This is a genomic window from Streptomyces sp. NPDC096132 (genome assembly GCF_044763345.1).
In the GTDB taxonomy this organism is placed as follows: domain Bacteria; phylum Actinomycetota; class Actinomycetes; order Streptomycetales; family Streptomycetaceae; genus Streptomyces.
Genome location: NZ_JBIWGA010000002.1, coordinates 397262 through 420307, shown reverse-complemented (window position 1 = coordinate 420307; position 23046 = coordinate 397262). Strand labels below are relative to the sequence as shown.

Sequence of the window (23046 nt, the reverse complement as noted above, 5' to 3'; positions counted from 1 at the left end):
GTGATCGCCCTCTCCCTCGCCGAGATCGCAGCAGTCGTCGGCGGGCAGACGTACGACATACCGGATCCGTCCGCGCAGGTCACCGGACCGGTCGTCCGGGACTCCCGCGAGGTGGAGCCCGGCAGCCTCTTCGTCGCCTTCGTCGGCGAACGCGTGGACGGCCACGACTACGCGGCCGCGGTCGTCGAGGCGGGCGCGGCGGCCGTACTGGCCTCCCGCCCCGTCGGTGTGCCCGCGATCGTCGTGGACGACGTCCAGGCCGCCCTCGGCGCCCTCGCCCGGCACGTCGTGAAGAAGCTCGGCACGACCCTCGTCGCGCTCACCGGCTCGGCCGGCAAGACCAGCACCAAGGACCTCATCGCCCAGGTGCTCCAGCGCAAGGCGCCGACCGTCTTCACACCCGGCTCCCTCAACAACGAGATCGGGCTGCCGCTGACCGCGCTGTCCGCCACCGCGGAAACCCGGTTCCTGGTCCTGGAGATGGGCGCCCGCGGCATCGGACACATCCGCTACCTCACCGATCTGACGCCCCCGCGGATCGGCCTCGTCCTGAACGTCGGCACCGCCCACATCGGCGAGTTCGGCGGCCGCGAACAGATCGCACAGGCAAAGGGCGAGTTGGTGGAGAGCCTGCCCTCCGCGAGCGAGGGCGGCGTCGCGATCCTCAACGCCGACGACCCGTTGGTCCGGGCCATGGCCTCCCGTACGAAGGCGAAGGTGGTCCTTTTCGGAGAGTCCGGCGAAGCGGACGTACGCGCCGAGAACGTGCGACTCACGGACAGCGGACAGCCCTCCTTCAGCCTTCACACACCCTCCGGGTGCAGCGATGTGACCATGCGCCTGTACGGTGAGCACCACGTGTCGAACGCGCTCGCCGCGGCCGCCGTCGCCCATGAGCTGGGCATGTCCGTCACTGAGATCGCCACCGCGCTCTCCGAGGCGGGCTCCCTCTCCCGCTGGCGGATGGAGGTCACCGAGCGCCCGGACGGCGTGACGATCGTCAACGACGCCTACAACGCGAACCCCGAGTCCATGCGAGCCGCTCTGCGCGCGCTGGCGGCCATGGGCAAGGGGCGGCGGACCTGGGCGGTGCTCGGCAAGATGGCCGAGCTCGGGGACGAGGCGCTCGCCGAGCACGACGCGGTCGGACGGCTCGCCGTCCGGCTCAACGTCAGCAAGCTCGTCGCGGTCGGGGGCAGGGAAGCCGCCTGGCTGCAACTGGGCGCATATAACGAGGGTTCGTGGGGTGAGGAGTCGGTGCACGTGTCCGACGCACAGGCGGCGGTCGACCTGTTGCGCAGCGAGCTGCGCCCGGGGGACGTCGTACTCGTGAAGGCGTCCCGTTCGGTCGGCCTCGAGAGCGTCGCGCAGGCGCTGCTCGAGACCGGTGCCGAGGGTGAGGTTTCCGCCCGATGATGAAGCAGATCCTGTTCGCGGGTGTCATTGGCCTGTTCCTGACGCTGATCGGCACACCGCTGCTGATCAAGCTGCTGGCCCGCAAGGGCTACGGCCAGTACATCCGCGACGACGGCCCGCGCGAGCACGCCAGCAAGCGCGGTACGCCGACCATGGGCGGTATCGCCTTCATCCTCGCGACGGTCGCGGCGTACTTCCTGTCCAAGGTGATCACCGGCAAGCCGCCGACCTTCTCCGGTCTGCTGGTGCTGGGCCTGATGTGCGGCATGGGCCTCGTCGGCTTCCTCGACGACTACATCAAGATCGTCAAGAGGCGTTCGCTGGGTCTGCGGGCCAAGGCGAAGATGGCCGGCCAGCTGATCGTCGGCATCGCCTTCGCGGTGCTCTCGCTGCAGTTCGCGGACGCCCGCGGCAACACCCCCGCGTCCACCAAGCTGTCGTTCATCACGGACTTCGGCTGGACGATCGGCCCGGTGCTGTTCGTCGTCTGGGCGCTGTTCATGATCCTCGCGATGTCCAACGGCGTGAACCTGACCGACGGCCTGGACGGCCTCGCCACCGGCGCCTCGGTCCTCGTCTTCGGCGCGTACACGTTCATCGGCGTCTGGCAGTACCAGGAGTCCTGCGCCAACGGCGAGACCCTGACCAACCCCGGTGCCTGCTACGAGGTGCGCGACCCGCTGGACCTCGCGGTCGTCTCCGCCGCGCTGATGGGTTCCTGCCTCGGCTTCCTGTGGTGGAACACCTCTCCGGCCAAGATCTTCATGGGCGACACCGGTTCGCTCGCGCTCGGCGGTGTCCTCACCGGCCTCGCCATCTGCTCCCGCACGGAGCTGCTGGTGGCCATCATGGGCGGTCTGTTCGTCCTCATCACCATGTCGGTGGTCATCCAGGTCGGCTCGTTCCGACTGACCGGGAAGCGCGTCTTCCGGATGGCGCCACTCCAGCACCACTTCGAACTCAAGGGCTGGTCAGAAGTCCTTGTCGTGGTCCGATTCTGGATCATTCAGGGCATCTGTGTGATCGTCGGACTGGGTCTCTTCTACGCGGGATGGGCAGCAGACAAGTGACCGATGGGCAGGGGCTCTCCTGGGAGGGCAAGCACGTCACCGTCGCCGGGCTCGGCGTCTCCGGCGTCCCGGCGGCCAAGGTGCTGCACGGGCTCGGCGCTCAGGTCACCGTCGTCAACGACGGCGACGACGCACGCGCGCGTGAGCAGGCGGCGGAACTGGAGGCGCTCGGCATCACCGTGCGCCTCGGCGACGGGGCGACCCTGCCCGAAGGCACCGAACTCATCGTCACCGCACCGGGCTGGAAGCCCGACAAGCCGCTCTTCGCGGCGGCCGCCGCGGCCGGCGTGGACGTCTGGGGCGACGTCGAACTGGCCTGGCGCCTGCGGGGCCCCGATGCGGCCCCCTGGCTCTGCGTCACCGGCACCAACGGCAAGACGACCACCACCCAGATGCTGGCGTCCATCCTGAAGGCGGCCGGCCTGCGCACCGCGGCCGTCGGCAACATCGGCGTCTCCCTGCTCGACGCCGTCCTCGGCGACGAGGAGTACGACGTCCTGGCCGTGGAGTTGTCGAGCTACCAGCTGCACTGGGCACCCTCCCTGCGCGCCCACTCGGCCGTCGTCCTCAACCTCGCCCCCGACCATCTCGACTGGCACGGCTCCATGGAGGCGTACGCCAAGGACAAGGGCCGTGTCTACGAGGGCAATCGGGTCGCGTGCGTCTACAACGTCGCCGACAAGGCCACCGAGGACCTGGTGCGCGAGGCGGACGTCGAGGAGGGCTGCCGGGCCGTCGGCTTCACCCTCGGCACCCCGGGACCGTCCCAACTGGGCGTCGTGGAAGGCATCCTGGTCGACCGCGCCTTCGTCGAGAACCGGCAGAAGAACGCCCAGGAGCTCGCCGAGGTCTCCGACGTCAACCCGCCCGCCCCGCACAACATCGCCAACGCCCTTGCCGCGGCGGCCCTCGCCCGCGCCTTCGGGGTGCCTCCCCGGGCCGTACGGGACGGCCTGCGGGCCTTCACCCCGGACGCCCACCGCATCGCCCACGTGGCCGACGTGGACGGCGTCGCGTACATCGACGACTCCAAGGCCACCAACACCCACGCCGCGGAAGCCTCGTTGGCGGCGTACGAGTCGATCGTGTGGATCGCGGGCGGGCTCGCCAAGGGCGCGACCTTCGACGAACTGGTCGCCAAGTCGGCAAAGCGACTGCGCGGAGTCGTCCTCATCGGTGCCGACCGCGCCCTGATCCGAGAAGCCCTCGCGCGACACGCCCCGGAAGTACCCGTCGTCGACCTCGACCGGACCGACACTGGGGCGATGCTCGCGGCTGTCCAGGAGGCCCGGCGCCTCGCGCGCGCAGGCGACACGGTGCTGCTCGCGCCGGCCTGTGCCTCCATGGACATGTTCGTCAACTACAACCAGCGCGGGGACGCGTTCGCCCAGGCGGTGCGTGAACTCGCCTGACGGCTGCTCCAGGAACATTGGAGGACGCGTGACTGTGTCGTTCGGCTGCGGGCCGCGGGGGGCTGGTCGCGCCCGCGCGGCGGAGCCGCACATGTCCTCGCCCCGCGCCCCTAAGGAGTTGCGGTCACGTTTGTCGTACGGGAGCCGTCGTGCCCAGTAGCCGTACTGGCCGCCCGCCGGTTCAGCGGGCGGTCCGCAGACCCCCCGCCACGCGACCTCCCCGCGACAACCCCGTCCTGCGGCTCTACACGCGTGCGCGTAAAGCCTGGGACCGGCCGCTGACCGCCTACTACGTGATCCTCGGCGGCAGTCTGCTGATCACCGTGCTCGGGCTGGTGATGGTGTACTCCGCCTCGCAGATCACCGCGCTGCAGATGTCGTTGCCCGGATCGTTCTTCTTCCGCAAGCAGTTCCTGGCCGCCTCCATCGGCGCCGTGCTGCTGCTGGTCGCCTCCCGGATGCCGGTGAAGCTGCACCGGGCCCTGGCCTACCCGATCCTCGCCGGAGCCGTCTTCATGATGGCGCTGGTGCAGGTGCCCGGGATAGGGATGGCCGTCAACGGCAACCAGAACTGGATCTCGCTCGGCGGCTCCTTCCAGATCCAGCCCAGCGAGTTCGGCAAGCTCGCGCTGGTGCTGTGGGGCGCCGACCTGCTCGCCCGCAAGCAGGACAAGAAGCTGCTCACGCAGTGGAAGCACATGCTGGTGCCGCTGGTACCGGTGGCCTTCATGCTGCTCGGGCTGATCATGCTCGGCGGCGACATGGGGACGGCGATCATCCTCACGGCGATCCTGTTCGGGCTGCTGTGGCTCGCGGGGGCGCCCACCCGGCTGTTCGTCGGGGTGCTGTCGATCGCCGCCGCGATCGGGATCCTCCTGATCAAGACCAGCCCCAACCGGATGGCCCGGCTGGCCTGCATCGGCGCCACCGAGCCGAAGTCCGGAGCCGCCGACTGCTGGCAGGCCGTGCACGGGATCTACGCCCTCGCCTCCGGCGGGATCTTCGGATCCGGACTCGGGGCGAGTGTGGAGAAATGGGGCCAACTCCCGGAAGCCCACACCGACTTCATCTTCGCCGTCACCGGTGAGGAACTGGGCCTCGCGGGGACGCTGTCGGTGCTCGCCCTGTTCGCGGCTCTAGGCTATGCGGGTATCCGCGTGGCCGGACGCACGGAGGACCCCTTCGTGAGGTACGCCGCGGGAGGTGTGACCACCTGGATCACCGCGCAAGCCGTGATCAACATCGGTGCGGTGCTCGGCCTGCTGCCGATCGCCGGCGTCCCCCTCCCGCTGTTCTCGTACGGGGGGTCCGCCCTGCTGCCGACCATGTTCGCGATCGGGCTGCTGATCGCCTTCGCACGCGACGATCCCGCTGCGCGGGCGGCGCTTGCGATGCGGCACCCCCGCTTTGGTAGAAAGCGGGGGGCTGGGGGTTCCGCGCGAAATCGGGAACCCCGGAGATGGAACACGATGCGACGGCGTGCCTCGGCGGCGCGTCCGTCCGGAGAGCGGTGAATTTCGGTGCATGTCGTACTCGCTGGTGGGGGGACCGCCGGCCACATCGAGCCAGCGCTCGCCCTCGCGGACGCCCTGCGCAGGCAGGACCCCACCGTGGGGATCACGGCGCTGGGCACGGAGCGCGGTCTGGAGACCACGCTCGTTCCGCAGCGGGGCTACGAGCTCGCGCTGATCCCGGCCGTACCGCTGCCGCGCAAGCCCACCCCCGAGCTGATCACCGTCCCGGGCCGGCTGCGCGGCACGATCAAGGCCGCCGAGCAGATCCTGGAGCGCACCAAGGCCGACGCCGTCGTCGGTTTCGGCGGTTACGTGGCCCTGCCCGGCTACCTCGCCGCCAAGCGCCTCGGTGTGCCGATCGTGGTCCACGAGGCCAACGCGCGCCCCGGCCTGGCCAACAAGATCGGCTCCCGGTACGCCGCCCGCGTCGCCGTCTCCACGCCCGACAGCAAGCTGCGCGACGCCCGCTACATCGGTATCCCGCTGCGCCGCTCCATCGCCACCCTGGACCGCGCCGCCGCCCGCCCCGAGGCCCGGCACATGTTCGGCCTCGACCCCAACCTGCCGACGCTGCTCGTCTCCGGCGGCTCGCAGGGTGCCCGCCGGCTGAACGAGGTGGTCCAGCAGGTCGCGCCGTGGCTCCAGCAGGCCGGCATCCAGATCCTGCACGCGGTCGGCCCGAAGAACGAACTGCCGCACGTCCAGCAGATGCCGGGAATGCCCCCCTACATCCCGGTACCGTACCTGGACCGGATGGACCTCGCGTACGCCGCCGCCGACATGATGCTCTGCCGCGCGGGCGCGATGACCGTCGCCGAACTCTCCGCCGTCGGACTCCCGGCCGCCTACGTCCCGCTGCCCATCGGCAACGGCGAACAGCGGCTGAACGCCCAGCCGGTGGTCAAGGCGGGCGGCGGACTCCTCGTCGACGACGCGGAACTCACCGCCGAGTGGGTCCGGGAGAGCGTCCTTCCGGTGCTCGCCGACCCGCACCGGCTGTACGAGATGTCCCGCGCCGCCAGCGAGTTCGGCCGCCGGGACGCCGACGACCTGCTCGTCGGCATGGTGTACGAGGCGATCGCGGCAAGCCGCGCGCAGCGATAGGAACGGTAGTTCCGTGTGAGCGAAAGGGCAGGGAGCGTGGCCGGATCAGCCACCGCCGAGCGCGGTGCACGCCAGGAGGAGTCGTCCGGCCCGCCCCTCGTCCGCAGGCTGGGCCCCCGCCGGCTCCGTATGATCATCATCCTCGCGCTCGCCGTGCTCCTCCTCGGCGGCGGCACCGCCTGGGTGTTGTACGGCTCCTCGTGGACCCGCGTCGAGCGCGTCACGGTGTCCGGCACGGACGTGCTGACGCCCGCCGAGGTGCGCGAGGCTGCCGCCGTGCCGGTCGGAACTCCGCTCGTCTCCGTCGACACCGGCGAGATCGGGGCGCGCCTGCGCGCGAAACTGCCCCGGATCGACGAGGTCGAGGTGACGCGTTCCTGGCCCCACGGAATCGGCCTGAAAGTGACGGAGCGGAAGCCTGTTCTGCTCATCCAAAAAGGGTCGAACTTCGTGGAAGTGGACGATGAAGGCGTCCGTTTCGACACGATTTCCGAAGCGCTGAAGAACGTGCCGCTTCTCGAAATGGCCCTCTCCTCGACGGGCTCGGGAGGGTCGGGTGCCGCGAGCCTGCGCCGCTTCGGCGAGGACCGGTTGGTGCGCGAGGCGGTGAAGGTCGCCGGTGACATTCCGGACGCCGTCGCGAAGCGGACCCGCGCCCTCAAGGTCCGTTCCTACGACGACATCTCGCTGGAGTTGGCCGACGGCCGGACGGTCGCCTGGGGGAGTGCCGAGAAGGGCGCCTTGAAGGCCCGTACCCTGAGTGCTCTCATGAAAGCCTCCCCGGCCGCGCGGCACTTCGATGTCAGCGCTCCCACGGCCCCCTCGTCATCGGGGAGTTGACGCACATCCGCGCAGGCCAGCACCCTGGTTGGGCAGCGACACGGCTGATCACATAGGGTGAAAAGAAAAACGGGAGGTTCGGCGTGTTCGTTGAACGGGCGCCACTTGTCGACTTAGTGTCCTGTTCAGAAGACTCCAAGGAACAGACACACTGGTAACCCTAAACTTCAGCGTTAGGGTTCGGGTCGGCGAAACGGACCGTCCCATTCGGCATCAGTCGTCGGATCGCGTCACCCGCGAGGCGGCGACACGTAACTCGAGGCGAGAGGCCTTCGACGTGGCAGCACCGCAGAACTACCTCGCAGTCATCAAAGTCATCGGTGTCGGCGGCGGTGGTGTCAATGCCATCAACCGGATGATCGAGGTCGGTCTCAAGGGCGTCGAGTTCATCGCCATCAACACCGACGCGCAGGCGCTGTTGATGAGCGACGCCGACGTCAAGCTCGACGTCGGCCGCGAACTCACCCGCGGACTCGGCGCCGGCGCCAACCCGGCCGTCGGCCGCAAGGCCGCCGAGGACCACCGCGAGGAGATCGAGGAGGTCCTCAAGGGGGCCGACATGGTCTTCGTGACGGCCGGTGAAGGCGGCGGCACCGGCACCGGCGGCGCACCCGTCGTGGCCAACATCGCACGCTCCCTGGGCGCCCTCACCATCGGCGTGGTCACCCGCCCGTTCACCTTCGAGGGACGGCGCCGGGCCAACCAGGCCGAGGACGGCATCGCCGAACTCCGCGAAGAGGTCGACACCCTCATCGTCATCCCCAACGACCGGCTGCTGTCCATCTCGGACCGCCAGGTCTCGGTCCTGGACGCCTTCAAGTCGGCCGACCAGGTCCTGCTCTCCGGTGTCCAGGGCATCACCGACCTCATCACCACCCCCGGCCTCATCAACCTCGACTTCGCCGACGTCAAGTCGGTCATGTCCGAGGCCGGTTCGGCCCTCATGGGCATCGGCTCGGCCCGCGGCGACGACCGCGCGGTGGCCGCCGCCGAGATGGCGATCTCCTCGCCGCTCCTGGAGGCCTCCATCGACGGCGCCCGCGGCGTCCTGCTCTCCATCTCCGGCGGCTCCGACCTCGGCCTGTTCGAGATCAACGAGGCCGCCCAGCTGGTCAGCGAGGCCGCCCACCCCGAGGCCAACATCATCTTCGGCGCGGTCATCGACGACGCGCTCGGCGACGAGGTCCGGGTCACGGTCATCGCGGCCGGCTTCGACGGCGGCCAGCCCCCGGCCCGCCGGGACAACGTCCTCGGCTCGTCCACGGCCTCCGCCCGCCGCGAGGAGCCCACCCCGGTACGGCAGCCGGAGAGCCGCCCGTCCTTCGGCTCGCTCGGCAGCGTCACGCCGAAGGAGGAGCCGGAGCCGGCCCCCGAGCCGGTGGCCGAGATCCCCGTCGCCCCGCCGGTCCCGCCGTCGCGGGCCTACTCGGACAGCGCGGCCGAGGAGCTGGACGTGCCGGACTTCCTGAAGTGATAGGCCAGCGCGGACACGCGAGCGGCGCGCACTTCGCCTTCACCGACCGGTGGGGCGGGGTGAGCGCCGCTCCGTATGAGGAGCTCAACCTCGGCGGCGCGGTCGGCGACGACTCCGGGGCCGTACGCACCAACCGGGAGCTGGCCGCGAAGGCCCTGGGGCTGGACCCTGGAAGCGTGGTCTGGATGAACCAGGTGCACGGCGCCGACGTGACGGTCGTCGACGGGCCCTGGGGGGACGAGCCGGTGCCTCAGGTCGACGCGATCGTCACCGTGCGGCGCGGGCTCGCCCTGGCCGTCCTCACCGCCGACTGCACCCCCGTTCTGCTCGCCGACCCGGTCGCCGGGGTCGCCGCCGCGGCCCACGCGGGCCGGCCCGGCATGGTCGCCGGGGTCGTCCCCGCCGCCGTACGGGCCATGGTGGAACTCGGCGCCGAACCGTCCCGGATCGTCGCCCGCACCGGACCCGCCGTCTGCGGCCGGTGCTACGAGGTGCCGGAGGCGATGCGCGCCGAGGTCGCCGCCGTCGAGCCCGCGGCGCACGCCGAGACGAGCTGGGGCACGCCCGCGGTCGACGTGACCGCCGGCGTGCACGCGCAGCTCGACCGGCTCGGGGTGCGCGACCGGGAGCAGTCGCCGGTGTGCACGCGGGAGTCGGAGGACCACTTCTCGTACCGCCGCGACCGCGCCACGGGGCGACTCGCGGGATATGTCTGGCTGGACTGATGGACATGACGGACCGTAAGGACGAACTCGCCGGAAACCTGGCGAAGGTGGAGGAGCGCATCGCCCGCGCGTGCGAGGCCGCGGGGCGCGGGCGGGAGGAAGTGACCCTGATCGTGGTCACCAAGACCTACCCGGCGAGCGATGTGCGGATGCTGTCGGAACTCGGTGTGCGGCATGTCGCCGAGAACAAGGACCAGGACGCCGCGCCCAAGGCCGCGACTTGCTCGGATCTGTCTCTTTCCTGGCACTTCGTTGGGCAGTTGCAGACCAACAAGGTGCGATCCGTGGTGGGGTACGCGGACTTCGTGCAGTCCGTCGACCGTTCCCGGCTGGTGACCGCGCTGTCGAAGGAGGCGGTGCGGGCCGGGCGGGAGGTCGGGTGTCTGATCCAGGTCGCGCTCGACGCGGGCGAGAGCGGGCGCGGCGACCGGGGCGGCGTGGCGCCCGGCGGAGTCGCGGAGTTGGCGGACCTGGTGGCCGGCTCGCCGGGGCTGCGGCTTGACGGACTGATGACCGTCGCACCTCTGACCGGGGAGTACGCGGGGCGCCAACGGGCCGCCTTCCAGCGGTTGATGGATTTGTCGACTGACCTGCGCCGAGCCCATCCGGCTGCGAACATGGTCTCTGCAGGGATGAGTGCGGACCTCGAGGAGGCCGTGGCGGCCGGGGCGACACATGTGCGCGTCGGCACTGCGGTACTCGGAGTCCGCCCCAGGCTCGGGTAACGTCGCCAGGAAGTCGGACCACAGCAGAAAATATGGTCATTACCGCCGATAGGCGGGCACAAGGGCCACGTGGATCGCGGGACTTGGCAGTCGAAAGCCGATCCACCACAGAGCGGAGGACTCAGAGCATGGCCGGCGCGATGCGCAAGATGGCGGTCTACCTCGGCCTCGTGGAGGACGATGGGTACGACGGCCGGGGATTCGACCCCGATGACGACTTCGAACCCGAGCTCGACCCGGAACCCGAGCGGGATCACCGGCGACACGAGCCGTCCCACCAGTCGCACGGCTCACACCAGTCCCAAAGGGACGAAGAGGTGCGAATCGTGCAGCCGCCCGCTCCGCGCGAGCCGGTGGCCCGATCCGCTTCGCTCGCTGCGGAATCCGGGCGCCCGGCGCGCATCGCGCCCGTGGCATCCATCACACAAGAACGTCAGTCCCTGGAGAAGAACGCACCGGTGATCATGCCCAAGGTCGTGTCGGAACGAGAGCCGTACCGGATCACCACGCTTCACCCCCGGACCTACAACGAGGCCCGTACCATCGGGGAACACTTCCGTGAGGGCACCCCGGTGATCATGAATCTGACTGAGATGGATGACACAGACGCGAAGCGACTTGTCGACTTTGCGGCCGGTTTGGTGTTTGGTCTTCACGGCAGCATCGAGCGGGTGACGCAGAAGGTGTTCCTGTTGTCGCCTGCTAACGTCGATGTCACGGCGGAGGACAAGGCCCGCATCGCAGAGGGCGGGTTCTTCAACCAGAGCTGAGACGCAAGACCGGAAAAAGCAGTACAGAGCAGCACGGAAACAGGGGAGAGGGAAGCACCGAACATGAGCGTGGTCCTGGATGTCGTCTACATCGCGCTGATGGTCTTCCTCATCGTGCTCATCTTCCGGTTGGTCATGGACTACGTCTTCCAGTTCGCCCGCTCATGGCAACCCGGCAAGGCGATGGTGGTCGTTCTGGAGGCCACCTACACTGTCACCGATCCACCGCTCAAGCTTCTGCGGCGGGTAATCCCGCCGTTGCGTCTCGGGGGCGTGGCGCTCGACCTGTCCTTCTTCGTACTGATGATCATCGTCTACATCCTGATCTCGATCGTGAGCCGGCTGTGAGCGATGTGAACTACCGTCTTGCCGATGCCGACGACTACGTTGAGGTGAAGAGATGCCGTTGACCCCCGAGGACGTGCGGAACAAGCAGTTCACGACCGTCCGCCTCCGAGAAGGCTATGACGAGGACGAGGTCGATGCCTTCCTCGACGAGGTCGAAGCCGAACTGACGCGCCTGCTCCGCGAGAACGAGGACCTGCGCGCCAAACTGGCCGCGGCCACGCGTGCTGCTGCCCAGAACCAGCAGAACATGCGCAAGCCTCCGGAGCCGCAGGACCAGGGGCCGGGCGGCATGCAGCAGGGCGGCATGCAGCAGGGCGGCATGCCTCAGCAGGGTGGTATGCAGCAGGGCGGGATGCCCCAGCAGGGCATGCCCCCGCAGGGGATGCCGCAGCAGGGCATGCGAGGTCCCGGCGCTCCGGTGCCCGCCGGCATATCGGGCCCGCCGCAGCAGCAGATGGGTGGCCCCATGGGTGGCCCGCCCCAGCTGCCGAGCGGTGCCCCGCAGCTGCCCGCCGGCCCCGGCGGTCAGGGTGGTCCGCAGGGTCCCGGCCCGATGGGCCAGGGTCCGATGGGCCAGGGCCCCATGGGTGGCCCGATGGGCGGTCAGCCCCCGATGCAGCAGCAGATGGGTGGCCCGATGGGCGGCCCCATGGGTGGTCCCATGGGCGGTCCGATGGGTGGCCCCGGTCAGGGCCCCGGTGGCGACAGCGCCGCCCGTGTCCTCTCGCTGGCCCAGCAGACCGCCGACCAGGCGATCGCCGAGGCCCGCTCCGAGGCCAACAAGATCGTCGGTGAGGCGCGTTCGCGTGCCGAGGGTCTCGAGCGTGACGCCCGTGCCAAGGCCGACGCCCTGGAGCGGGACGCGCAGGAGAAGCACCGCGTCGCCATGGGCTCCCTGGAGTCCGCCCGGGCCACGCTGGAGCGCAAGGTCGAGGACCTGCGCGGCTTCGAGCGCGAGTACCGTACGCGCCTGAAGTCGTACCTCGAGTCCCAGCTGCGTCAGCTGGAGACCCAGGCCGACGACTCCCTCGCCCCGCCGCGCACCCCGGCTGCGGCCTCCCTGCCGCCGTCCCCGGCGCCCTCCATGGCTCCGGCCGGCGCGAGTGCCCCGTCCTTCGGCGGCGGTGTGCCCGGTGGCATGGGTGCGCCCAGCCCGGCCGCGCCGTCCTACGGCGGGCAGCAGCAGATGTCCCCGGCCATGACCCAGCCGATGGCGCCGGTTCGTCCGCAGGGTCCCTCCCCGATGGGCCAGGCTCCCTCGCCGATGCGTGGCTTCCTCATCGACGAGGACGACAACTGACGGCCAGTAGTACGCCTTAGGCGTCGGCAGCGTTCAAAAGGGCGGGCCCCGGATTCCGATCCGGGGTCCCGCCCTTTTTACGCGTGTTGACGATGTTGACGCAGTCGCCGGATGTGTCGAAGGGCCCGGTTCCCTTTGGAACCGGGCCCTTCGGCGTACGTCCCTACGCCTTGCGCAGGCGGAACGTCAGGGTCAGGCCCTCGTCGGTGAACGGGGTGCCGTACGTGTCGTCCGCCTCGCCCTGGGCGAAGTCCGTGGCGAGGACCTCGTCGGAGATCAGGTCGGCGTGGCCGGTCAGGGCGTCGACGGTGGCCGGGTCGGTCGCGGTCCAGCGGAGCGCGATGCGGTCGGCGACGTCGAGGCCGCTGTTCTTGCGGGCCTCCTGGATCAGACGGATCGCGTCACGTGCCAGGCCCGCGCGGCGCAGCGCCTCGGTGATCTCCAGGTCGAGGGCGACCGTGGCGCCGGAGTCGGAGGCGACCGACCAGCCCTCGCGGGGGGTCTCCGTGATGATCACCTCGTCCGGGGCGAGGGTGATCGTCTCGCCGTCGACCTCCACCGACGCCGTGCCCTCGCGCAGGGCGAGCGAGAGCGCGGCCGCGTCGGCGTTCGCGACGGCCTTCGCCACGTCCTGGACGCGCTTGCCGAACCGCTTGCCCAGGGCGCGGAAGTTGGCCTTGGCGGTCGTGTCGACCAGCGAGCCGCCCACCTCGGACAGGGACGCCAGGGACTCGACGTTCAGCTCCTCCGTGATCTGCGTGTGCAACTCGGGGGAGAGAGTGTCGAAGCCGGTCGCGGCGACCAGGGCGCGGCTCAGCGGCTGGCGGGTCTTGACGCCCGACTCCGCGCGCGTGGCGCGGCCCAGCTCCACCAGGCGGCGGACCAGGACCATCTGCTTCGACAGCTCCGGGTCGATCGCCGCGAGGTCCGCCTCCGGCCAGGACGCCAGGTGCACGGACTCCGGGGCGCCCGGGGTGACCGGGACGATCAGGTCCTGCCAGACCCGCTCGGTGATGAACGGGGTCAGCGGGGCCATCAGCCTGGTGACCGTCTCCACGACCTCGTGCAGCGTGCGCAGCGCGGCCTTGTCGCCCTGCCAGAAGCGGCGGCGGGAGCGGCGGACGTACCAGTTGGACAGGTCGTCGACGAACGCCGAGAGCAGCTTGCCGGCGCGCTGGGTGTCGTACGCCTCCAGCGCCTGGGTCACCTGGTCGGTGAGCGCGTGGAGCTCGGAGAGCAGCCAGCGGTCCAGGACCGGGCGGTCGGCCGGGGCCGGGTCGGCCTCGCTGGGCGCCCACTCGGACGTACGGGCGTACAGCGCCTGGAAGGCGACCGTGTTCCAGTACGTGAGGAGCGTCTTGCGGACGACCTCCTGGATCGTGCCGTGGCCCACCCGGCGGGCCGCCCACGGGGAGCCGCCGGCCGCCATGAACCAGCGGACCGCGTCGGCGCCGTGCTGGTCCATGAGCGGGATCGGCTGCAGGATGTTGCCCAGGTGCTTGGACATCTTGCGGCCGTCCTCGGCGAGGATGTGGCCCAGGCAGACGACGTTCTCGTACGACGACTTGTCGAAGACCAGCGTGCCGACCGCCATCAGCGTGTAGAACCAGCCGCGGGTCTGGTCGATCGCCTCGGAGATGAACTGCGCCGGGTAGCGGGACTCGAACAGGTCCTTGTTCTTGTACGGGTAGCCCCACTGCGCGAACGGCATCGAACCCGAGTCGTACCAGGCGTCGATGACCTCCGGCACGCGCGTGGCCGTCCCACCGCAGCCCTCCTGGGGGCAGGCGAAGGTGACCGCGTCGATGTACGGGCGGTGCGGGTCCAGCTCGGACTGGTCGGTGCCGGTCAGCTCGCTGAGCTCCGCGCGCGAGCCGACGACCGTGAGGTGGTCGTCCTCGCAGCGCCAGATCGGCAGCGGGGTGCCCCAGTAGCGGTTGCGGGAGAGCGCCCAGTCGATGTTGTTCTGCAGCCAGTCGCCGTACCGGCCGTGCTTGACCGTGTCCGGGAACCAGTTGGTCTTCTCGTTCTCCTGCAGCAGGCGGTCCTTGACGGCCGTGGTGCGGATGTACCAGGACGGCTGCGCGTAGTAGAGGAGCGCGGTGTGGCAGCGCCAGCAGTGCGGGTAGCTGTGCTCGTACGGGATGTGCCGGAAGAGGAGGCCGCGCTGCTGGAGGTCCTCGGTGAGCTGTTCGTCCGCCTTCTTGAAGAAGACGCCGCCGACCAGCGGGACCGACTCCTCGAAGGTGCCGTCCGGGCGGACCGGGTTGACCACGGGCAGGCCGTAGGAGCGGCAGACCTTGAGGTCGTCCTCACCGAAGGCGGGGGACTGGTGGACCAGACCCGTACCGTCCTCGGTCGTCACGTAGTCGGCGTTGACCACGTAGTGGGCTTCCGCCGGGCTGTGCCCATTGGTTCCCTCGCTGACGCTCGGGAACTCCACGAGCTCGAACGGACGTTGATAGGTCCAGCGCTCCATTTCGGCGCCGGTGAAGGTCTGGCCGGTGGTCTCCCAGCCCTCGCCGAGCGCCTTGGCCACGAGCGGCTCGGCGACGACGAGCTTCTCCTCGCCGTTGGTCGCGACGACGTAGGTGACCTCGGGATGCGCGGCCACGGCCGTGTTGGAGACCAGGGTCCACGGGGTCGTCGTCCACACCAGGAGGGCGGCCTGGCCGGCGAGCGGACCGGAGGTGAGCGGGAAACGGACGTACACGGACGGGTCGACGACCGTCTCGTAGCCCTGGGCCAGCTCGTGGTCGGACAGGCCCGTGCCGCAGCGGGGACACCAGGGGGCGACGCGGTGGTCCTGGACCAGCAGACCCTTGTTGAAGATCTCCTTCAGCGACCACCAGACCGACTCGATGTACTCGGGGTCCATCGTGACGTAGGCGTCGTCGAGGTCGACCCAGTAGCCCATGCGGGTCGTGAGGTCGGAGAAGGCGTCGGTGTGGCGCAGCACGGACTCGCGGCACTTGGCGTTGAACTCGGCGATGCCGTACGCCTCGATGTCCTTCTTGCCGCTGAAGCCGAGCTCCTTCTCCACGGCCAGCTCCACCGGCAGGCCGTGGCAGTCCCAGCCGGCCTTGCGGGCCACGTGATAGCCGCGCATGGTGCGGAAGCGGGGGAAGACGTCCTTGAAGACGCGGGCCTCGATGTGGTGGGCGCCCGGCATGCCGTTGGCGGTGGGCGGGCCCTCGTAGAAGACCCACTCGGGGCGGCCCTCGGACTGCTCCAGGCTCTTGGCAAAGATCTTCTGCTCGCGCCAGAAGTCGAGCACGGCGTGCTCGAGGGCGGGCAGGTCGACCTGGGCGGGCACCTGGCGGTACTGCGTCATCGATCTTCCTCCGGCGGACGTACTGCCTTCCGTCGGAGGGACGAGAGCCTTCTTGCCTGTCTACGCCGTGTGCGGCGCGCTCCCGCGGTACCACCCTCCTTGGCCCTCCGGTGCGCCGTACGCGCCGGTGAGCCCCCTCGTTGGGGTCGCGATGCCGGTTCTACTCGCCCTGTGCGGGCTTTCTTCCGGCGGCTCCGGGGTGATCTTCACGTCGCGCTCGCCCCCGGGCTTCCACCGTCCCCGGGTCGCTCTGGGCTGCGTACGCCGCTACTCGTCCCCATCCACGCTTTTCGCTCCGCCCAGTGTACGGCGCCGCACCGACAGCGGCCGACCGGTTTACGCCCTCCCCGGGCGGGCGGGGGGACCCGGGGCGGGATGACCCGAATGGAGGCCCTCCGACGGGGTACGCGTGTTCGGATTCCGGGGCCGTCGACTGGGCGGATTACCCGGCGGGGAGCTGGGCACAACGCAGGCAGGCCGACCGCGTGGCGTGCGCGAGGCGGGCGATTCGGGCGGTGTGCCCCGTTGCCGCGGCCCTCAAGTCGATTTATCGTCCCAGCACGATTCGCGCGCAAGATCACAATATGTGAAGGGGCCGCGGCCATGGTGGCGAAGAAGACCGCCGTACAGCAGTCGGCGTCCGGCAGGTCCACGAAGGCCTCCGGCGGTGCGGCCAAGGACGTCGGCGGGAAGAACAGCACCTTGGGGAAGGGCACCGCGGGTGCCGCCAAGGCGGTGAAGACCGTGCGGGGCGGGGTGGAGGCACCGGGGGCTCGGAAGGGTGCCGTCGAGGCGGCGGCCGGGAAGGCGGTGGCCGAGCAAGCACCGGTCAAGAAGGCAGAGGCCGGGAAAGGCGCGGCCAGGAAAGCGGCTGAGAGGACGACGGGTGAGAGGAAGACGGGTGCCGGGAAGAGCGCCGCCCGGGAAACCGCCGCCAAGAACGCGGCGGTGAAGGAGAGGCCTGCAGCGGGCGCGGGCGTCGCCACGACGGCGGCTGCTGAGCGCGCGGGTGCCAGGAAGGCCGCTGGTGAGAGGACTGCCGGCAAGAAGGCTGCTGGGGGGAGGGCTGCTCCGAGGGAGACCGTCGGGGGGAGGGCTGCTCGGCAGGGGGCCGCCGGGGAGGAATCCGTCGGGAAGAAGACCGTCGGAGGATCCGTCGGGAAGGAGACCGTCCGGGGGAAGTCTGCCGGGAAGAGGTCCGTCGGGGAGAGGTCTGCCGGGAAGAGGACCGCTGGGCGGGAGGCCGTCGGGAAGAAGACCGCCGGGAAGAAGACGGCGGCTGTGAAGGGGGCCGTGGAGGAGGTGGTCGTTGAGGAGGTGGTCGGTTCGACGGTGGCGGCGAAGAAGGCGGCCGGAAGGAAGACGGCTGCCCCCAGGGCGGCCGCCGGGAAGGCGGCGGCGAGGAAGGTGCCCAGCAGGAGGAAGGCTGCCTCTAAGCCGGCCGCTGAGATGGGCGTCGAGAAGCCGACGGCCGAGAAGCCGACCGCTGAGATGACGGAGGAGGAGAAAGCCGCCGCTGAGGAGGCGGCGGTAAAGACAGCTGTCGCTGAAGAGACGGCGGGGAAGACAGCTGTTGCTGGGAAGGGCGTGGCCAAGAAGGCGGTCGCTGTGAAGGCGGCGGCGAAGAGAGCTGCCGTTGAGGAGACGGCGGGGAAGACAGCTGTTGCTGAGAAGAGCGTTGCCAAGAAGGCTGCCGCCGTGAAGGCGGTGGGCAAGAAGACGGTCGGTGGGAAGGCGGCTGTCGTGGGGAAGGTCGCGGACGCCGGGGGCGTGGGCGCGGCGGGTGTGGGAAAGAAGAGCACGGCCAAGAAGGTGGGCGCGGCCTCGGCCGCGGAGCAGACGGGAGCCACGACAGTGGTTGCGAAGAAGACTCCTGGCACGGCCACGGCGGCTGCGAAGACCGCCGTTCCCAAGGCACGCCTCGCCGCGGTGGAACCGGGCGAGCTCGCGGTGCGCCCCGGAGAGGAGCCCTGGGCCCCGGAGGAGGTCGAGGAGGCCCGCAACGAGCTGCAGTCCGAGCTGGAGCGGCTGAAGGCGGAGCTCGCCTCGTCCGAGGCGGCCCTGGTGGGGCTGATGCGGGACTCGGGGGACGGCGCCGGCGACGACCAGGCGGACACCGGGACCAAGAACATCACGCGCGAGCACGAACTGGCGCTGGCCGCCAACGCGCGCGAGACGCTGATCCAGACCGAGCACGCCCTGGAACGGCTCGACGCCGGTACGTACGGCCTGTGCGAGAACTGCGGCAAGCCCATCGGCAAGGCCCGGATGCAGGCCTTCCCCAGGGCCACGCTGTGCGTCGAATGCAAGCAGAAACAGGAGCGCCGGTACTGATCGCGTACGTGTGCGGAAGCGTGTCGTACCCTCGTCCTCAGTCAGGTACCTAGGTTGAGGGACTCACGTGGCAGAGGCGGAGCGCATCATCGGTACGCCGGATACCCCAGAGGCGGCGGGAGCCGAGCCGGAGCAGTCGTCCGGTACGGCCCTTCCGGACGGGCAGGAGAGCACCGAGGCGCGGCCCAGGGGCAAGCGCCGTATCGCCGTGCTCTTCACCGTCGCCGCGATCGCGTACGCCATCGACCTGGTCAGCAAGATGATCGTGGTCGCCAAGCTGGAGCACCATCCGCCGATCGAGATCATCGGTGACTGGCTGCGGTTCGAGGCCATCCGCAACGCGGGCGCGGCCTTCGGCTTCGGCGAGGCCTTCACGGTCATCTTCACGGTGATCGCGGCAGCGGTGATCGTGGTGATCGCGCGGCTCGCCCGCAAGCTCTACAGCCTGCCCTGGGCGATCGCGCTGGGCCTGCTGCTGGGCGGTGCGCTGGGCAACCTCACCGACCGGATCTTCCGCTCGCCCGGTGTCTTCGAGGGCGCGGTCGTGGACTTCATCGCGCCGAAGCACTTCGCGGTCTTCAATCTCGCCGACTCGGCGATCGTGTGCGGCGGCATCCTGATCGTGCTGCTGTCCTTCAAGGGGCTGGACCCGGACGGCACCGTCCACAAGGACTGAGCCCCCGGGGACGGGCGGGCCGCGGGGCCGCTGTCGCGGTTGTCCACAGGCCCGTACGGGCGTGTCGGAGCCGTCCGGCATACTCGTCTGGTGAGCACGATTCCCGAGATCCGTACCCTGCCCGTGCCGGACGGCCTGGAGGGCGAGCGCGTCGACGCCGCCATCTCCCGCATGTTCGGCTTCTCCCGCACCAAGGCCGCGGAGCTCGCCGCGGCGGGGAAGGTCTCGGTCGACGGCTCGGTGGTCGGCAAGTCCGAGCGGGTGCACGGCGGTGCCTGGCTCGAGGTCGAGATGCCACAGGCGCCCGCGCCGGTGCAGATCGTCGCCGAGCCGGTCGAGGGCATGGAGATCGTGCACGACGACGATGACGTGGTCGTGATCGTCAAGCCGGTGGGCGTGGCCGCGCACCCGTCGCCCGGCTGGAGCGGCCCGACCGTCATCGGCGGGCTGGCCGCCGCCGGCTACCGGATCTCCACCTCCGGTGCCGCGGAGCGCCAGGGCATCGTGCACCGCCTCGACGTGGGTACATCGGGCCTGATGGTGGTCGCCAAGTCGGAGCGGGCGTACACCTCGCTCAAGCGCCAGTTCAAGGAGCGCACGGTCGACAAGCGCTACCACACGCTCGTCCAGGGCCACCCGGACCCGACCAGCGGCACCATCGACGCGCCCATCGGCCGGCATCCGAACCACGACTACAAGTGGGCGGTCACGGCCGACGGCAAGCCGTCCGTCACGCACTACGACCTGATCGAGGCCTTCCGCGCGGCCTCCCTGCTGGACGTGAAGCTGGAGACCGGCCGTACGCACCAGATCCGCGTCCACATGTCCGCCCACCGCCACCCCTGCGTCGGCGACCTGACCTACGGCGCCGACCCCACCCTCGCCAAGCGGCTGCGGCTGACCCGGCAGTGGCTGCACGCGGTGCGGCTGGGCTTCGAGCACCCCGGCGACGGGCAGTGGGCGGAGTTCGCCAGCGACTACCCGGCCGACCTGCAGAAGGCCCTGGACCAGGTCCGCGAGGAGACGTACGGATGACCGGCCCGCGCGCGTACACGGTGCGCGTGGCCGAGGACCCCGCCGACCGGGAGGCGTGCTTTGCGGTCCGCAAGGAGGTCTTCGTCCGCGAGCAGGGCGTCCCGGAGGACCTGGAGTACGACGAGCACGACGCCGGCGCGGTGCATGTGCTGGCGGTCCGGGCGGACGGCGTACCGCTCGGGACCGGGCGACTGCTCTTCGGCGAGGCGGCCGAGGCGCGGACCGGCGGTGATCCGGCGGTCGGCTCGCTGGGGCGGCTGGCCGTCGCGCGTGAGGCCCGTGGGCTCGGCGTCGGGATCGCGCTCGTGCGGGCCATCGAGGAGGCGGCCCGCGCACGCGGGCTCACGGCCGTCGACCTGCACGCGCAGACCCAGGCGCTGGGGTTCTACGAGCGGCTGGGCTACGAGTCCTACGGGCCGGAGGACATGGAGGCAGGGATTCCGCACCGGTCGATGCGGCGTTCTCTCTAGCCGGTGGCCGTACGTGCGACGCTGGGGGTCTGGATGTTCTTGATCGGCTAGACCTCCGGAGCGCTCGCCGTGGACCAGTTGGCCCTGCTGTTCGTGCTGTTGCTGGGGGCTGTGGTGAGCGTCCCGGTCGGGGACCGATTCGGGCTGCCGTCGCCGGTGCTGATGACCCTGCTCGGGATCGTGCTGGCGGTGCTCGACTTCGTGCCCAACGTGGACGTGCCGCCCGACCTGATCCTGCCCCTGCTGCTGCCGCCGCTGCTCTACGCCGCCGTACGGCGCACCTCCTGGCGGCAGTTCACCGCCAACAAACGGCCCATCTTCCTGCTGGCCGTGGCGCTCGTCTTCGTCACGACCGTCTGTGTGGCCGCCGTCGCCCACGCCGTGGTGCCCGGGCTGCCGCTCGCCGCGGCCGTCGCGCTGGGCGCCCTGGTCGCGCCGCCCGACCCCGTGGCCGCGACCGCCGTCGCCGGACAGCTCGGGCTGCCCCGTCGGCTCGTCTCCATCCTGGAGGGCGAGGGGCTGTTCAACGACGTCACCGCCATCGTGCTGTACCACGTGGCGATCACCGCCGCCGTGAGCGGCACGTTCTCGCCGTGGCAGGCCGGTCTCGACCTCGTGCTGTCCGCCGTGGTGGCCCTGGCGGTGGGCGTCGCACTCGGATGGGGCACGAACAAGCTGCTGGACGTCCTCGGGGACACGACGTTGCAGATCGGGCTGACGCTCCTGGTGCCGTACGCCTCGTACGTCCTGGCGGAGGAGTTCCACGGGTCCGGGGTGCTTGCCGTCCTGACCACCGCGCTGTTCCTCGCCGAGTACGCCACCGACCCCGACGACGTCCTGACCCGGCTGGCCGGTCACACCTTCTGGGACATCATCGACACACTCGTCACGGGCGTCGCGTTCGGGCTGATCGGCCTGGAGCTGCACAACGCGATCCGGACGGCGTCCGGGCGCTGGGGGGAGATGCTCGAGTGGGCGGCGGTGATCGTGGCCGTGGTGGTCGGCGTACGGCTGCTGTGGCTGATGCCGGCGACCTGGCTGACGAAGCGGCTGCATGCCCGGCGGGACCGCGACGAGGACATTCCGATGAGCTGGCGGGAGACCGTCGTCATGTGGTGGGCGGGGATGCGAGGGGTGGCGTCGGTCGCGTTGGCGTTGGCCGTCCCGCTGAAGACCGACGAGGGGGCGCCCTTCCCCGACCGGGACGAGATCATTTTCATCGCGTTCGGTGTGATCATGGCGACGCTGATCCTGCAGGGGCTGACGCTGCCGTGGCTGGTGAGGCGGCTCGACGTGCAGTCCGACTCCGACCGCGAGAAGGAGTTCGAGAAGGAGTTGGCGGTGCGGGCGGCGAAGGCGGCGAAGCGGCGGCTGCGGGAGATCGAGGCGGAGGAGGATCTGCCGGAGGAACTGTCCGAGCAGATGCTGCGGCGGGCCCATGACATCGGGATTCGGATCAGCCCGGACGTGGGGGAGGACGAGCGGCGGGAGGCGCACGAGCAGCGGGTGCGGCGGCTGAAGAGGGTACGGCGGATCCAGGGGGAGATGCTGAGCGCGGCGCGGCACGAGGTGGTGGCGGCGCGCAGTGAGCCGGGGGCGGATCCGGAGATCGTGGACCGGGTGTTGCGGCATCTGGACGTCCGTAGCCTGCGGTGATCTCCCGTCCGCGCACCGCCCGTCTCCGGTCGGTTGAAGGGTGGGCCGACCTTCTGTGGTTTCCCGCGCCTTCGGCGGCTGTTCCTCGTTACGCTCGGTGTATGGCTCGTAATGTTGTAATCAGCGGTGGTGGTACGGGGATTGGTCTCGCTGCGGCGCGGGTGTTCGCCGCGGACGGGGATCGGGTGCTGTTGCTCGGGCGGCGGGCGGAGGTGCTGGAGAAGGCCGGGGTCGACGGGGCGTTGACGTATGCGGCCGATCTCAGCGAGACCGCGGAGGTCCGGGGTGTCACCCGGTTCGTCGCGGAGGAGTTCGGGACCGTCGATGTGCTCGTCCACAGTGCCGGCGGGGCCGGGCATCTCGAGCCCGCCGCCGAGAGCGACGATCCGCTCGACCGGGTCGCGCACAACTGGACCGTGAACTTCAGGATCAACACCCTCTCCGCCGCCCTCCTCACCGAGGCACTGAAGGACCGGCTCGCCTCTCCGGGCGGGCGGGTGCTGTTCGTCAGCTCGATCGCCGCCTACCGGGGGTCCGGCAGCGGGGCGTACGGCGGTGCCAAGGCCGCGCTGCACCCGTACGCCCGTGATCTCGCACGGGAGTTGGGCCCGCGCGGGATCACCGCGAACGTGGTCGCGCCCGGCTATGTCGAGGACACCGGGTTCTTCGGGGAGGCCATCGACCCCGCCCGGCGTGAGCGGCTCGTCGGCGAGACCTTCACCGGGCGGGCCGGAACGCCCGGGGACATCGCCGCCACCCTGCACTGGCTCGCCTCACCCGGCGCCGGACACGTCACCTCGCAGGTGATCCAGGTCAACGGCGGCGCCGAGCGCGGCAACTGAG

Annotated in this window: 19 protein-coding genes; 18 read left to right on the top strand and 1 reads right to left on the bottom strand. The window is 70.3% G+C overall.

From position 1 onward, the window contains the following. The 12 genes from murF (at position 1) to ACIRF9_RS06220 (ending at position 12698) form a co-directional block, all read left to right on the top strand. Positions 1-1416, top strand: coding sequence for a UDP-N-acetylmuramoyl-tripeptide--D-alanyl-D-alanine ligase (gene murF / locus ACIRF9_RS06275; protein ID WP_403817136.1), 1416 nt, complete (start codon positions 1-3; stop codon positions 1414-1416). After that, positions 1413-2486, top strand: a complete 1074-nt coding sequence (mraY, locus tag ACIRF9_RS06270) for a phospho-N-acetylmuramoyl-pentapeptide-transferase (protein WP_403817133.1) — start codon at positions 1413-1415, stop codon at positions 2484-2486. The genes murF and mraY overlap by 4 nt, the downstream gene beginning before the upstream one ends. Then, positions 2468-3898 carry a UDP-N-acetylmuramoyl-L-alanine--D-glutamate ligase gene (murD, locus tag ACIRF9_RS06265; protein ID WP_403817131.1) on the top strand — a complete coding sequence of 477 codons (1431 nt, stop codon included), beginning with the start codon at positions 2468-2470 and terminating at the stop codon, positions 3896-3898. Before mraY ends, murD begins: the two co-directional genes overlap by 19 nt. A gap of 149 nt (positions 3899-4047) precedes the next feature. Further along, positions 4048-5412 (top strand): putative lipid II flippase FtsW, encoded by a 1365-nt coding sequence (gene ftsW, locus ACIRF9_RS06260; RefSeq protein ID WP_403817128.1) that lies wholly within the window; start codon positions 4048-4050, stop codon positions 5410-5412. A gap of 6 nt (positions 5413-5418) precedes the next feature. Next, positions 5419-6516: an undecaprenyldiphospho-muramoylpentapeptide beta-N-acetylglucosaminyltransferase gene (gene murG, locus ACIRF9_RS06255; protein WP_403817125.1), complete on the top strand. Its 1098-nt coding sequence runs from the start codon at positions 5419-5421 to the stop codon at positions 6514-6516. Between the two features lie 36 nt (positions 6517-6552). Then, positions 6553-7356: a cell division protein FtsQ/DivIB gene (locus ACIRF9_RS06250; RefSeq protein WP_403817122.1), complete on the top strand. Its 804-nt coding sequence runs from the start codon at positions 6553-6555 to the stop codon at positions 7354-7356. A gap of 277 nt (positions 7357-7633) precedes the next feature. Then, on the top strand, positions 7634-8830 hold the full coding sequence (ftsZ, locus tag ACIRF9_RS06245) for a cell division protein FtsZ (protein ID WP_403817119.1): 1197 nt from the start codon (positions 7634-7636) through the stop codon (positions 8828-8830). Next, positions 8827-9555, top strand: coding sequence for a peptidoglycan editing factor PgeF (pgeF, locus tag ACIRF9_RS06240; protein ID WP_403817116.1), 729 nt, complete (start codon positions 8827-8829; stop codon positions 9553-9555). Before ftsZ ends, pgeF begins: the two co-directional genes overlap by 4 nt. Before the next feature lie 5 nt (positions 9556-9560). Further along, on the top strand, positions 9561-10280 hold the full coding sequence (locus ACIRF9_RS06235) for a YggS family pyridoxal phosphate-dependent enzyme (RefSeq protein ID WP_403817113.1): 720 nt from the start codon (positions 9561-9563) through the stop codon (positions 10278-10280). A 128-nt stretch (positions 10281-10408) separates the two neighbouring features. Continuing rightward, entirely contained in the window at positions 10409-11050 is a 642-nt protein-coding gene (locus tag ACIRF9_RS06230; protein ID WP_403817110.1) for a cell division protein SepF, read from the top strand. A gap of 63 nt (positions 11051-11113) precedes the next feature. Then, a complete protein-coding gene (locus ACIRF9_RS06225; RefSeq protein ID WP_020129925.1) occupies positions 11114-11398 on the top strand; it encodes a YggT family protein in 285 nt (94 codons plus the stop codon). Positions 11399-11450: 52 nt separating this feature from the next. Continuing rightward, entirely contained in the window at positions 11451-12698 is a 1248-nt protein-coding gene (locus tag ACIRF9_RS06220; RefSeq protein WP_403817107.1) for a DivIVA domain-containing protein, read from the top strand. A gap of 163 nt (positions 12699-12861) precedes the next feature. On the opposite strand, the gene ileS is transcribed toward ACIRF9_RS06220, so the two are convergent. Then, entirely contained in the window at positions 12862-16032 is a 3171-nt protein-coding gene (gene ileS, locus ACIRF9_RS06215; protein ID WP_403817104.1) for an isoleucine--tRNA ligase, read from the bottom strand. A 603-nt stretch (positions 16033-16635) separates the two neighbouring features. Here ileS and ACIRF9_RS06210 point away from each other — a divergent pair. From ACIRF9_RS06210 to ACIRF9_RS06185, 6 genes are all read left to right on the top strand, one after another. Further along, positions 16636-18366 carry a histone H1-like repetitive region-containing protein gene (locus ACIRF9_RS06210; protein ID WP_403817101.1) on the top strand — a complete coding sequence of 577 codons (1731 nt, stop codon included), beginning with the start codon at positions 16636-16638 and terminating at the stop codon, positions 18364-18366. 67 nt (positions 18367-18433) lie between these two features. After that, entirely contained in the window at positions 18434-19042 is a 609-nt protein-coding gene (gene lspA / locus ACIRF9_RS06205; RefSeq protein WP_403817098.1) for a signal peptidase II, read from the top strand. A 90-nt stretch (positions 19043-19132) separates the two neighbouring features. Further along, positions 19133-20077, top strand: coding sequence for an RluA family pseudouridine synthase (locus ACIRF9_RS06200; RefSeq protein WP_403817095.1), 945 nt, complete (start codon positions 19133-19135; stop codon positions 20075-20077). After that, on the top strand, positions 20074-20547 hold the full coding sequence (locus tag ACIRF9_RS06195) for a GNAT family N-acetyltransferase (RefSeq protein WP_403817092.1): 474 nt from the start codon (positions 20074-20076) through the stop codon (positions 20545-20547). Before ACIRF9_RS06200 ends, ACIRF9_RS06195 begins: the two co-directional genes overlap by 4 nt. 69 nt (positions 20548-20616) lie before the next feature. Then, a complete protein-coding gene (locus ACIRF9_RS06190) occupies positions 20617-22203 on the top strand; it encodes a Na+/H+ antiporter (protein ID WP_403817088.1) in 1587 nt (528 codons plus the stop codon). 101 nt (positions 22204-22304) lie between these two features. Then, a complete protein-coding gene (locus tag ACIRF9_RS06185; protein ID WP_403817085.1) occupies positions 22305-23045 on the top strand; it encodes an SDR family NAD(P)-dependent oxidoreductase in 741 nt (246 codons plus the stop codon). Position 23046 lies beyond the last annotated feature (1 nt).